General features: G+C 42.8%; 11 protein-coding genes. All 11 read right to left on the minus strand.

Annotated features, from left to right (window positions below; genetic code table 11):
• Window positions 1-379 precede the first annotated feature (379 nt).
• The 11 genes from dapA to truB all read right to left on the minus strand — a co-directional run bounded on the left by dapA (window position 380) and on the right by truB (window position 13,423).
• Window positions 380-1,267, minus strand: a complete 888-nt coding sequence (gene dapA, locus IEW82_RS12730; RefSeq protein WP_188694747.1) for a 4-hydroxy-tetrahydrodipicolinate synthase — start codon at window positions 1,265-1,267, stop codon at window positions 380-382.
• 82 nt (window positions 1,268-1,349) lie between these two features.
• Window positions 1,350-2,588 (minus strand): aspartate kinase, encoded by a 1,239-nt coding sequence (dapG, locus tag IEW82_RS12735; RefSeq protein WP_188694749.1) that lies wholly within the window; start codon window positions 2,586-2,588, stop codon window positions 1,350-1,352.
• 19 nt (window positions 2,589-2,607) lie between these two features.
• The gene (locus IEW82_RS12740) at window positions 2,608-3,636 is read right to left on the minus strand and encodes an aspartate-semialdehyde dehydrogenase (RefSeq protein ID WP_188694754.1); all 1,029 of its coding nucleotides are present in this window, start codon (window positions 3,634-3,636) and stop codon (window positions 2,608-2,610) included.
• A gap of 118 nt (window positions 3,637-3,754) precedes the next feature.
• Entirely contained in the window at window positions 3,755-4,348 is a 594-nt protein-coding gene (locus IEW82_RS12745) for a dipicolinate synthase subunit B (RefSeq protein WP_188694756.1), read from the minus strand.
• Window positions 4,338-5,243, minus strand: a complete 906-nt coding sequence (gene dpaA, locus IEW82_RS12750) for a dipicolinic acid synthetase subunit A (protein ID WP_188694758.1) — start codon at window positions 5,241-5,243, stop codon at window positions 4,338-4,340. The genes IEW82_RS12745 and dpaA overlap by 11 nt, the downstream gene beginning before the upstream one ends.
• A 617-nt stretch (window positions 5,244-5,860) precedes the next feature.
• Window positions 5,861-7,096 carry a M16 family metallopeptidase gene (locus tag IEW82_RS12755; RefSeq protein ID WP_188694761.1) on the minus strand — a complete coding sequence of 412 codons (1,236 nt, stop codon included), beginning with the start codon at window positions 7,094-7,096 and terminating at the stop codon, window positions 5,861-5,863.
• Between the two features lie 148 nt (window positions 7,097-7,244).
• Entirely contained in the window at window positions 7,245-8,210 is a 966-nt protein-coding gene (locus IEW82_RS12760) for a polysaccharide deacetylase family protein (protein WP_188694763.1), read from the minus strand.
• A 472-nt stretch (window positions 8,211-8,682) separates the two neighbouring features.
• Complete coding sequence (pnp, locus tag IEW82_RS12765) at window positions 8,683-10,803, minus strand: polyribonucleotide nucleotidyltransferase (RefSeq protein WP_188694765.1); 2,121 nt, start codon at window positions 10,801-10,803, stop codon at window positions 8,683-8,685.
• Window positions 10,804-11,113: 310 nt separating this feature from the next.
• Window positions 11,114-11,383 carry a 30S ribosomal protein S15 gene (gene rpsO, locus IEW82_RS12770; protein ID WP_188694768.1) on the minus strand — a complete coding sequence of 90 codons (270 nt, stop codon included), beginning with the start codon at window positions 11,381-11,383 and terminating at the stop codon, window positions 11,114-11,116.
• 152 nt (window positions 11,384-11,535) lie between these two features.
• Window positions 11,536-12,486, minus strand: coding sequence for a riboflavin biosynthesis protein RibF (gene ribF, locus IEW82_RS12775; protein WP_229672592.1), 951 nt, complete (start codon window positions 12,484-12,486; stop codon window positions 11,536-11,538).
• 37 nt (window positions 12,487-12,523) lie between these two features.
• Entirely contained in the window at window positions 12,524-13,423 is a 900-nt protein-coding gene (truB, locus tag IEW82_RS12780) for a tRNA pseudouridine(55) synthase TruB (protein WP_188694771.1), read from the minus strand.
• Window positions 13,424-13,630 lie beyond the last annotated feature (207 nt).

Below are 13,630 nucleotides of genomic sequence, written 5' to 3' on the forward strand. Positions count from 1 at the left end.
CTGAAAAGTTCTCTTTTTTATTTTATAATGCACAAGGAAGGTCGGATGCTGATTGCAATGAAAGGCACTCACTTTCCGCTGGAAAGTGGTAAGCCTCCTCACGCTGCGCCCTGCTAACGTCTTACCGATCTCCCACTTCCCGCAGGAGGCTCGTGCCTTCCATTTCATGACGATGGTGTATATTTTAGCTTTCAGTAGTTTTTCAGTACTCCTTATAGAGAGGCTATTTCTTTAAAACGGTAGGCATGAGGAGAGTTTTACAGAAGTATAGCAGAGGATTAAAAACTGTGCACTAAAAGTAAAAATAAAACATGATGATGTAAAAAGAGACACCTTAAAATGCCCCTTTTTACTCAGACTGAGCTCACCTGTTATAGCCTCAGTCCTCATCATTCGCTGATAGCTGCTGATAGACCTGCTGTAATTCCGTCAGCTCTGTTTCGGTCATGGGGACTAAAGGAAGACGCACACTGCCTACCTCGACTCCAAGCTGATTTAAAAGTGATTTAACCGGTACCGGACTCGGTTGCGCAAACAACTGACGCATGACAGGCAGTAAGTGCCGATGGTATTGTGCCGCTTTCTCAAACTGTCCTTTTTGAAAAGCTTGGATTAATTCACGCATCTGTGGTCCGATGACATGAGAGGCTACAGATACCACCCCATAGCCACCTATGGATAGAATAGGTAATGTCAGCCCATCGTCACCGCTATATAAAACAAAATCATCTGGTGTCCGCTCTATAATTTCCGCGATTTGATCCAAATTACCACTAGCTTCTTTTATGGACACTACATTTTCAATAGAAGCGAGTTTAACAACAGTATCAGGGCTTAAATTAGAAGCTGTTCGCCCCGGAACGTTATAAAGCATGATAGGAACATGAACGGATTGTGCAATGGTTTTAAAGTGTTCGTATAAACCAGCTTGGTTAGGTTTACTGTAATAGGGTGAAACGAGAAGCACACCCTCTACACCAAGCTTTTCAACTTCTTTTGTCAGTGCGACGCTTTCTGCCGTATTATTGCTCCCCGTCCCTACAATCACTGGTACTCTACCAGCTGTTGCCTCTAAGACGGTTTCGAATAAAGCCAGCTTTTCGCTTTTAGACAATGTCGGAGATTCTCCGGTTGTCCCTGCCACAACAAGCCCTTCAGTTCCTGTGTTAATCAGATGATCCACGAGCTGCCGTGTGCGTTTATCATCCACTTCCCCGTGTTCATCAAATGGTGTGACCATAGCGGTTAATAACCGTCCAAACACCACAAAAATCGCCTCCCAATATTAATCACCCACTGATTCAGGAATCCTCCTGCAATCGGTCTCTCTCTAGTTATCCTGCCCATTATTAATAATACTCTGTGGGCTCACTATAATTTTCTTTTTCCAATTCAAAGGCTTTATGGAGAGCATTCACAGCTTCATTTAAATATTTGTTCTCAATGAGTACCCAAATCGTTGTATGCGAATCAGCCGATTGCAAAATTTGAATGCCTTGACTTGTCAAAGCATGAACAATTTTGGCGGTTACACCTGGAACCCCTGCGATGCCAGCCCCAACCGCTGAGACCTTAGCGCAGTTGCGTTTGACCTCAGGATCAAAACCGAGTGTTTCAAGTGCAGCGACTGCACGTTCCGTTGCCAGACGACTGACCGTATAAACCACTTCCTGAGGACTGATGTTGAAAAAATCTACGCTGATATGCTGCTCAGCCATGGCTTTGAAAACCTTTGATTGAAAATCGTATTGATCCTTTTTCGCTTTAACTTTTATTTGTGTGACGTCATCCATATAGGTAATGCCTGTGATTAGGCGCTCCTGAACATCCTGACCTTTCCCCATCCTCTTAATTGCTGTGATCAGGGTCCCTGGACGTTCTGACTTCGTCGAACGAATCCGAATGGGCACCTTCGCCTGCATCGCAATTTCAACAGCCCGAGGATGAATCACTTTTGCCCCCTGATACGCCATATTACAGACTTCATTATAAGTGAGTACCTGTAAGTGACGGGCATCGGAAACAATCCGTGGATCGGCTGTCATAACACCTTCCACATCGGTAAAGATATCGATCCACTCAGCTCCTAGTGCTGCACCTAAAGCCGCGGCAGAGGTATCACTCCCCCCACGACCTATAGTCGTGATTTCTCCTGTCTTTGTAATGCCTTGGAAGCCAGCGACAACCACAACATCAACAGCTTCAAGTCTTTGACGAAGGACTGAGGTGTCGACCTCAATGATTTTAGCATTCATAAAGTTCTCACTTGTGCGAAAGCCTGCTTGGCCACCTGTCAACGCGTCGGAAGCGATCTCTTCACTTTGTAATAATCCTGAAAAAACAACGGATGAGATCGTTTCACCACATGACATTAATAAATCCATTTCTCGTTCTGAGAGCCGGCGATCTTCAACAAGGCCGAGTAGCGTATCTGTCGCATAAGGTGCGCCCTTTCTCCCCATTGCAGAAACGACAACAACGACCTTATAGCCCTCGCTTACTGCCTTTTTTACATGTTTTACGGCTTCACGCCGATCTTCATCAGATTGAACAGAAGTGCCACCAAATTTTTGGACGATGATCTTCATCTATAGAACCCCTTCAACATTAAATAGTAATAATCTTAAGCTGGACAAGGGTTTCAGCAATTTGTACTGAATTCCAAGCCGCTCCCTTTAATAAGTTATCCGAAACTATCCAAAGGTGAAGCCCTTTTTTCTCATCTGGGTCTTTGCGTACTCTTCCGACGAATACGTCTTTTTTTCCAGCAGCATCCATAGGCATAGGATACCCTAAGTTTGCTGGATCATCGACAACCGTTACGCCAGGTGAATCAGCTAACAAAGCTAAGGCGTCTTCAACGCCGACTTCTTGGTCAAGCTCTACATAGACAGATTCCGCATGACCAACAGCCACAGGCAACCGAACGCATGTCGCTGCTACACGAAGCTCTGGAAACGCCATAATTTTCTTTGTTTCATTGATCATTTTCATCTCTTCAAACGTATAGCGATTATCTTGAAAAGTATCGATTTGCGGAATGGCATTGAACGCAATTGGATATGGAAACTTTTCCGTTTTGGGCTCTTGACCATTCAAAACAGCCTCTGTCTGCTGCTTTAATTCCTCAATCGCTGAATGACCCGCACCAGACACCGCTTGGTAGGTAGAGACGATGACACGATTTAATCCATGCTTACGACGAAGGGGCTCTAATGCGACTACCATTTGTATTGTTGAACAATTGGGATTAGCGATAATCCCCTTATGTTCCCTTAATGCTTCAGGATTGACTTCTGGGACAACGAGTGGAACTTCAGGATCCATGCGAAACGCACTTGTATTATCAATAACAACAGCGCCTCTTTTTACAGCTTCTGGAGCCAATTGCTTAGATACCGCTCCACCTGCACTAAATAGGGCTATATCTACTCCTTCGAAAGCAGCGGGTTTTGCTTCTTCTACGATAATTGACTGATCTTTGAACGTTTGTGTCTTCCCCGCTGATCGCTTTGAAGCGAGTAGCTTTAATTGAGAAATAGGTAATGATGAGCCTTCAAGCATCTTTAACATTTGTACGCCGACCGCTCCTGTAGCTCCAACAATCGCAACATTTAAGCCTTGTTTTGTATTCAAAGGGAACACTCCTCCTGACAACTGACAATTCAAAGGAGAAACGCGAACTCTCCTTTTGCGTTTCTCCAGATTCTACTTCTTATTTTATCATATCCTCTAACAATGAAAAGGGAAAGGGCTAATCGCGAAATTTTTCTATCAAAACTGGATGAAGTTGTTTTCTCTCCAAGGCAGCTTCAACTGTTTCAGGAATGACTTCCATTCGTGAGACGAGCGATGTCTTCTTTTTCACGGGATCATCTTGACCAAAAGGAATAAAGAAGACATTTTTTGCAACCATTAATTTTGCGATATTTGCCATGCTTAACCCTAGACCATCATTGGTTGAAATACCTAAGACCACAGGGCTTTCATTCCTTAATGTTGCTTTAGCAGCCATGAGAACGGGGCTGTCTGTTGTGGCGTTAGCAAACTTGCTGAGTGAATTGCCCGTAAGTGGTGCAATAACCATCACATCCAAGGGCGTCTTCGGACCAAATGGTTCAGCTTCGACTATTGAGTCAACGACCTTATTCCCTGTGACTTCTTCAAGCTTCCTAACCCAATCAAGGCCATCACCAAAACGTGTATTGGTATGTTTAACAGTATAGGTAACAAAAGGGCTGACATTGGCTCCGAGCTCAACCAAACGCTCAATTTGTGGTAGCACTGCGCCATAAGTACAATGTGAACCCGTCATGCCAAAACCAATGTGTTTTCCTTTAAGATCCAATGGTATCGTCCTCCTCAATATATTTTTCCAATAAAAGCTCTGAAAGGACATTGCCAATAATTCGGCCAGCTGTTTTTGGGGCAACCATCGCAGGAATCCCAAGAACATGTAATGCTTTGATTCCCCGTTTTTCGGCATAGCGAAAATCGGTTCCACCTGGGTTAGATGCAATGTCAACAATTAATGCACGTGATGGCATTTTTGATAGAACCTTTCCGGTTAAAACACGTGATGGAATCGTATTGATACAAACATCAACGTCAGTGATATACTTCTCTAAATCTTTTATATGAAAAGGGATCATCCCCATCTCTCTAATTCTTGCCAAACTTTCAGGCTCTCTAGCACCAACACAAACTTTGGCTCCTAAAGCATCAAAGGTCCTAGCCATGGTCATTCCTGTACGGCCTAATCCAAGAATGACTACATTGGACTGATGGATGGTAATATCTGTATTCTGAATCACCATCATCAACGTCCCTTCTACTGTTGGAATAGAATTATAAATCGCCACATCATCCCGTTCAAAAAGCTGTACAACCTCCCGCTGACAAGTCTTGGCACATTCTCTTAAATAAGGTGTACTAATCCCCGAATAAATGGTGCAGTGATCCGGGGTTTGTTGAAGCCATTCCTCTGTAATTCGAACGGATTTATCGCTAAAGACCGTCTCTACTGTCCCATCATCACTTGTGCCGCTGACCGGTAGCACAATCGCATCAACAGTACTATATTGAATATCTTCAACATCAATCTTAGAAACACCGGCATAATAGCGGTCAAGCTGATCAAAACCGACTAAATCCAACGTTGCATCAAGTTCATTTAACTTATTGATGACCTCAAGCTGTCTGGCATCACCACCTAAAATCACTATGTGGACGCCTGTTAACATGTGTGTTCCCCCTTATTTATAGATTTAAGACTTTGGAGGAAGTCTTCTGGGTTATTGTCTGGGTTATCATATGTCGATGTAGGAAATGAGGTGAATAAAAAAGTGTAGGACAGCCCCCTACTAAGGAGTCGTCCCTTATCCTGAAATGGAAGAAGCTCGGTGAGGCGCATCTTATAGTAAAACACGAGCTTTAAAAACATTTCAGGCATGGGATGTTCTTTCAATCCCACAGACGCATTGACGGCCAAACTAGAGTCCTACGGGAAGTGGGAGAGCGGTAAGACCTTAGCAGTCCGAAGGCGCGAGGAGGCTTACTACTTCCCGCGGAAAGCGAGCGGCCTGAGAGCGGAATCGCGCACCATCCTCATGATCAGAAATTTTATACTTTCTTTTCTTTTAGAAAACTTGGCTTGCACCCCTTCGCTGGTACTCCTGATGTGATTTTTGCCAATCACACACTTAGGGTACCCGCAAGCCTCAGATGGCGAAAGTCAAAGTTACACTTATACCTCTCTTCCTTTATGAGCATCAGCGAAGTTATTACATTCTGATAGTATAAAAAAGCTTCTATCGAAAAAAATCGATAGAAGCCATAAAGTTTCTCTTATTTTTAAGGATTATTTTCTTACTGGAAGCTCTCCAGATGGGCTAATCACTGAGCATGAGTAATCTCGTTTAAACAGTCTCTCAGAGATATTTTTGATGTCTTTCATGGTCACTGCCTCGATCAATGTTGTAATCTCATCAAGCGACCGATGCTTTTGAAGAAGCAATTCATTTTTGGCATTACGGTTCATTCGACTTGATGTACTTTCTAAGCTGAGCATCAAATTGCCTTTGATTTGTTCTTGGCTATTTCTCAATTCTTTTTCCGTAATGCCTTTTTCTAAAATAGTATCGATGGTCAAAAAGATGGTATCAAAGAGCGCCTCAGTTTGCTCGGCACCTGTTCCGCCGTAGATCGTAAACAAGCCACTGTCTTTATGAGCAGAGTGGTAGGAAAAGATCGAGTAAGCGAGCCCTCGTTCCTCCCTTACCTCCTGAAATAGGCGACTGCTCATGCTTCCGCCAATAATATTGTTTAAAACAATCAATGGATAAATCGCCTCGTCACCAATAGGTAAACCGTTAAACCCAATGCACAAATGCGCCTGTTCGGTATCCTTTTGCTTGGCAATTTTTCCAGGATGAAAGGCAGGCTTCAACGATTCTTCAAGTGTGCGCGCTGCCTTATACTCACAAAAAATCGTTTCAATGTGCTGAATAAACGCTTCATCAACATTTCCCGCAATCGATATGACAATGTTCTCCGGTAGATAATGTGACTTCATATGGTCGACTAGAGCCGCCTTATCAAAACGGTTTAAAGAGTCCTCCGTCCCCAAAATGGAATAACCAAGAGGATGATCCTTATATGTAACTTGACTTAATAAATCATGGACACGGTCATCAGGTGTATCCTCATACATTTTAATCTCTTCAAATACCACTTGCTTCTCTTTGTTAAGCTCTGTTTCATCGAAGGTGGAATGAAAGAGCATATCGGCTAAAATGTCCACTGCGTATTCAGCATAATCATCTAACACCCTAGCATAGAGGCATGTATATTCCTTAGATGTAAATGCATTCACCTGGCCACCAACACGATCAAAAGCTTCTGCAATCTCACGGGCATTACGCGTCTTGGTACCTTTAAAGAGCATGTGCTCAATAAAATGTGATATGCCATTGTTGTCCACGTTTTCATCACGTGAGCCTGTACCAATCCATACGCCAATAGTCACTGAACGAACGGTTGGAATTTTTTCTAAAACAACGCGCACGCCATTTGCACATGTATGTCTTGTGATCAAATTGCTACCCCCTAAACGTCAATAGACGTGATTCGTTGTATTTTTGTCAGCGACAAATCCTATTCTATAACGCGATAAGCACTAAGTAAATTTAGCCTTAATGAATACTATAACATGTTCGGATTTAAGCCACAAACTGTAAGTTCTTTTATTCATGAACCCTTCCTTCATCGGTTAATGCTGACAGTGTCCCCAATTGATACCCTTTGTTTTTGATCGTTTCAATGATAGTCGGCAAAGCTTCAACCTCTGATTGACTCGGTGTTAAACGAATAATGGAGCCAGCCTCAACCTTTTCAGAAACCTGTCTGGTGATGCTTGATGGCGTTTCCTGACTTAGCGCACCGCCATCAAAGGTCCAAAGCGCTGTAATCATATGCAAGGCATGCGAAACAGCCAACACTTGTTCATCATAATGCCCCATGGGTGGCGTTAACCATCTCGGCTTGACGTTCAACAGAGCTTCAATGATTTTATTGGCATTTTCTAATTGCTTTGTTGCTTGAGTGTTGGATAGCTCAGTCAAGTCCTTTTGCTCCATACCAAAATTTCCAATTTCATGATTCTCATCACTGATCATCAAGGCTAAATTTGAATGAGCTTTCACCCATTCTGCATCTAAGAAAAATGTTGAAGAAAGCTCAGCTTGATTTAAAATTTCCAATATCTTAGGTATATATTCCCCACCACTCGCCACATCAAACACAAGGGCAACCATTGGTTTTTCTGGATTCCCTTTGTAGATCGGAGCCGGTTGAATATCTTCCAGATGTACACGCGGCGCTGTTTCTTCATAAATCAATTTTTGAGAGTTAAAATGGCCACTGGATTTTAATTTTTCATAAGAAGCTTTGACATTAACCTGTAATCCATTGTACCCCGGTATTGCCTTCCATACACTGTCTGTTCTAGCATTAATTGGCTTGATATTATGTTTTGCAGCATAGCTTTTAATCTTTTGATACAGGGGACTGGCCATAGCCTGAACCGGTTGTATCTCCCGATCGCTTGGAATGAATTGTGACTGATAAAACGCTTTATACGAAGGAAAAGCGGAAAAAGTAAGTACGAATAGGACTGCGAAAAGGCTGTATTGAAGCCCTCTTTTACGCAAAGGAGTCCCTCCTTTTCTCCAGCAGGTTTCACTAATGTCGTCTGAAACTTGGCTTATCGCCAAGCCACAGTTGGCGAAAATCAAAGTTACACTTATACTATCTTCCTTTATGAGCGTCAGCAAAGTTATACATTCTGATAGTACAAAAAAACTCTTGTGTTATTACCTTATGCGGACAAACTGACTGGCTAGAACGAAGGATTCATTAGAAAATTAAAAGTGTGAATGGAGGCTGGGAAAAAAACCAGTAAATTAAAAGTGGCACCTACCAAAAATTGGTGGGTGCCACTTTTTTGAATTAAAAAGTATAAAAGTCTGTTTGTCATCGGAATTGGCAATCAAATTACTTACTAAGAGTGCCCGCAAGCTGCAGAAGGGGACAGTCAAAGTCCAAATTATAAGCGGTTCCGCAAAGTTATACATTCTGACGCCATAAAAAAAGAGAGTGGTCATGGACCTGACCTCACTCTTGTTATTGCTTTTGTGTTTCTTTTTCTTGTTCCTCAGTCGTTAACGCTTGTTTTCTTGAGAGCTTGACGCGCCCTTGTTTGTCAATATCGATGACCTTAACAAGCACTTCATCACCAATGGCTACAACATCTTCCACCTTGCCAACACGCTTGTTATCCAGTTCTGAAATATGAACTAAACCATCTTTTGAATTGAATAGTTCAACGAAGGCACCGAACTTCTCAATGCGCTTGACTTTACCGACATACATATCACCGACTTTAACCTCGCGAACGATGTCTTCGATAGTACTCTTCGCTTTGTCATTCATTTGTTGGTTAGTCGAAGCAATATAAATCGTACCATCTTGTTCGATGTCAATTTTAACACCTGTATCATCAATAATTTTATTGATCATTTTACCGCTTGGTCCGATGACATCACGAATCTTATCTGGATCAATGCTCATGGTAAGAATCTTCGGAGCATATTTAGAAAGCTCATGTCTTGGCTCACTAATCGTGCTCATCATATGCTTCAGAATTGTCATGCGCCCTTCACGTGCTTGTGTGAGTGCTGTTTCAAGAATTTCGCGATTGATACCGGAAATCTTGATATCCATCTGTAAGGCTGTAACCCCTTTTTCTGTTCCTGCGACTTTAAAGTCCATATCGCCAAGCGCATCTTCCATGCCTTGGATGTCCGTTAAAACAACGACATCCTCCTCATGCTTGACCAGACCCATAGCAATCCCTGCAACTGGCGCTTTAATGGGCACCCCTGCATCCATCATCGCCATTGTACTTGCACAGATGCTCGCTTGAGATGTCGAGCCATTTGATTCAAGGACCTCTGAAACCAAGCGAATGGTATAAGGGAAATCCTTTTCATCAGGAACGACAGGTTCCAAAGCACGTTCCCCTAAAGCCCCGTGTCCAATTTCTCGGCGACCAGGAGCTCGCATCGGTCTAGCTTCACCCACACTAAATGGAGGAAAATTATAATGATGCATAAAGCGTTTGGATTCTTCCATGTCCAATCCATCAAGAATTTGCACATCTCCTAAAGCACCAAGCGTACAAATGCTTAAAGCCTGAGTTTGACCACGAGTAAACAGCGCAGAACCATGGGTGCGTGGGAGTAAACCCGTTGCAGAAGAGAGCGGACGAATTTCGTTGATTTTACGCCCATCAGGACGAATGTTATCCACGACAATCGTGCGGCGAACTTCTTCTTTGACAATTTTATGAAGAACATCCTCAATCTGCGCTATCTTGTCTTCATAAGCTTCATCTGCTTCATATTTTTCGATGACTTCAGATTTCACACCATCAATGGCCTGATCACGTGCCTGCTTATCTTTTGTCAAGATTGCCTGTTTCAATTTTTCAGTCGCTTCTTGGCGAATTTGCTGTTCAAGAGCTTCTTCTGCCTTAAATAATGTAACCGTCATTTTTTCTTTGCCAACTTCAGCAGCGATTTGCTCTTGGAAGCTGACGAGCTGTTTAATGTTTTCATGGCCAAATAAAATGGCGTCAAGCATCACTTCTTCAGGGACTTCATCGGCACCTGCTTCAACCATGTTAATCGCATCTTTTGTTCCTGCAACGGTCAAATGGATATCACTTTTCTCGGCTTGCTCTGAAGTCGGATTGATGACGAATTCTCCATCTACACGGCCAACGATGACACCTGCAACCGGTCCTTCAAAAGGAATATCAGAAATACAAAGGGAAAGCGAAGAACCAAACATAGCAGCCATTTCTGAAGAGCAATCCTGATCTACACTCATAACCATGCTGACAACTTGAACTTCATTTCTGAATCCATCTTCAAAAAGCGGACGAATCGGACGGTCGATTAAACGACTGGCTAGAATCGCTTTCTCACTCGGACGTCCTTCTCTCTTAATAAAACCACCTGGAATTTTTCCCACAGCGTATAAACGCTCTTCGTAATTGACGGTCAATGGAAAAAATGGCAGATCCTTTGCTTCTTTTGAAGCGGTTGACGTGGACAAGACGGCTGTATCGCCATAGCGTACCATAACAGCTCCATTGGCTTGCTTCGCTAAATTACCAATTTCCAATGTCAGCTTACGGCCAGCCCAATCCATCGAATAAGTTTTGACTTGTTGTTCCATGTATATTAAAGACCCCTTCCTTAAAAAACTGTTTCACAATATATTGGTTAGTCTGTCATCTTCAACGGGGTTAAATACTTGACGACTCAAATGAGGATCTATCTTAGAAACCCTTAACAGCTGCCGCGTTCCTGAAGTATTACGCGTGACGCCTTTAATGCCGAGACTATAATAAGTCGGCATCATTTGAGCTAAAACGTAGCATTCTATGTATAAGCCTCTATCGTCCATTGCTGAGAAACACTAGATAGGGACTCGATAGACTTTGTAAATAGCGGAAAAAGCGGGATGACTCCCGCTTTTTTTGTCACTATCGACGTAGTCCAAGTCGTTGGATTAAATCACGGTAGCGTGTGACATCTTTATTACGTAAATAAGTCAAAAGATGCTTACGTTTACCTACCATCATTAACAGACCTCTACGAGACGCATGATCTTTCTTATGAGTGCGTAGATGATCATTCAATGTATTGATTTGTTCCGTTAGGATAGCTACTTGCACCTCTGGTGAACCTGTGTCACCTTCGTGTGTTTTGAACTCTTCTACGAGTTGGTTTTTGCGTTCTTTTGTTAAAGCCATCCATTTCACCTCCTTACAATTATCCCCAATAGCCTAGCAGCCGTTGGTGACTCGAGCAGCCACGCTATGGTTCATGAGTCAAACATTAGCATACAACTTTTTCTAGCAAAATTCAAGTTTTTCTTAGTCGTAATGAAGAACTTGGTGAAAGACTAAACCTGAATCTCCTTAAAAAATGCCTCAGCCTGCTTTTTATCTTGGTGCATTTGGTCGACAAGCGCATCAACCTTTGTAAAGGTCTTGTCCTCTCTTAATTTCTTATACCATTCCACTTGCACGGTTTCCCCATATATCGATTGATTGAAGCCAAACAAATTGACCTCAATGACGATCGGTGTCGCTTCCTTATAAAATGTGGGGCGATCCCCAATATACCCCATCCCGTCAATCCACGTATTCTCTACGTTCATACGAACGGCATAAATACCTTGGTTTGGAATCACATAAGGATCGTGCGTCTTGACATTAGCCGTTGGGAAGCCCAGTTCAGCTCCGCCGCGTTTATCACCATGTACCACCATTCCTGTCATGCGGTAAGGGCGACCAAGATAGGCCTGCGCCTCTTCCATCTTTCCTGCAAGAATAAGCTCTCTAATATGTGTCGTGCTTACCTTGTGGTCATTGATCACCAGCTTAGGCACGGTTGTCACTGCAAACATGTTTCGTGATTCCTGTTTGATTGTCTCCATCGTTCCCTTTGCCATTCGACCATACGTAAAATCAAACCCTGCCACAACATGCTTAACATTTAAGCGGATGATATATTGATCAATAAATGCTTGAGGGGAAAGCTGGCTAAATGCCGAATCAAAGCGAACAAAATAAAGAAGATCGACACCTAGCGCCTTTATCAATTTCGCTTTTTCTTCAGGCGGCGTTAAATAATCGCTTCGCTTGTCCATCTTTTTTAGAACCACCGATGGATGGGGATGAAAGGTCATCACAGCTGCTTTTTGCCCCTTGCTATGGGCAATGTTTACAGCGGTCTTGATGACTTCTTGATGTCCGAGATGAACGCCATCAAAATAGCCAAGCGCCATGACCTTTTCACCAGCACCATCAATCGGCTCCTCAGAAGGTTGTGTTAAATGGATTGTTTCCAAAAATGCCACCTACTTTTACTTTTACTTCAATTTCAATTCAATTGGATAATACTCTTTCAGGTTTAATTAAATGCGGTTTGGTTGGATGTTGTTTATATATGGCTAAACATTCTCCGTGATTATTATAAACTGTATAGAGCTGATTTTTAAAGTCATTTGGTTTATTAAGAACAGCCCCATTCATGACTTGTTGGGCAGTTGCTTCATCGACATTGAGCCGTGGCATTTCTTTTAAAGCTTCATGAATCGGCGTTAACAGCGAGGCAAATCGTTCTTGTTCTATTGCTTGCTCAATATCAGCAAAAGACAGACAGTCACCGATATCAAACGCTCCAGAACGCGTGCGTGTTAAAGAGAACAAATGGGCAGGATAGCCCAGTTTTTTACCGATATCTACAGCTAAAGTCCGCACATAAGTCCCTTTGCTACAATAGACAACAAACGGTAGATCCTTTGAAAATGCTTCTCCATCTGTATTTAAGGCCAATTCAAAAATCGTCACCTGGCGGGAAGGGCGTTCAACCTTAATACCCGCGCGAGCATATTCATACAGCTTTTTGCCTTTAACCTTGACGGCTGAATACATGGGCGGCACTTGCGTAATCTCTCCTACAAAGGTTGTGAATACTGCTTCAATTTCAGCGCGCGACCACCGATCCGTCACCGTTTTTCCTTCAACAACCTCACCTGTAGCATCTTCAGTCGTTGTTGCTGTGCCAAGACGAATCACCCCTTCATACACTTTGCTATCCACTGTAAGAAATTGAGCAATGCGCGTAGCCTTTCCTAAACATATCGGCAATACACCATCCACTTCAGGGTCAAGCGTCCCTGTATGACCGATTTTCTTCATGTGTAGAAGCTTACGGAGACGGTAGATACAATCGTGCGAGGTCATTCCTCTGGGTTTATAAAGGGGCAGTACACCAGAAAACATAATCGTAACAAACTCCTTCAACTAAAATAAGCATGAATGAGAACGCACTCATACTGTAGACAAATATCTTAGAGTACATCGCTGCCCAGTCCTTTATTGGGCACAACACTTTATTCAATATAAACTATGCAGGTTAAGCGGAGTAAAAATTGCCATCACTCACTGCAAAAGGAAAAACTATGGTTGTACTGCTTTTAGCACTCCTGA

Origin of the sequence: Pullulanibacillus camelliae, assembly GCF_014642655.1 — a bacterium.
Lineage (GTDB): Bacteria > Bacillota > Bacilli > Bacillales > Sporolactobacillaceae > Pullulanibacillus > Pullulanibacillus camelliae.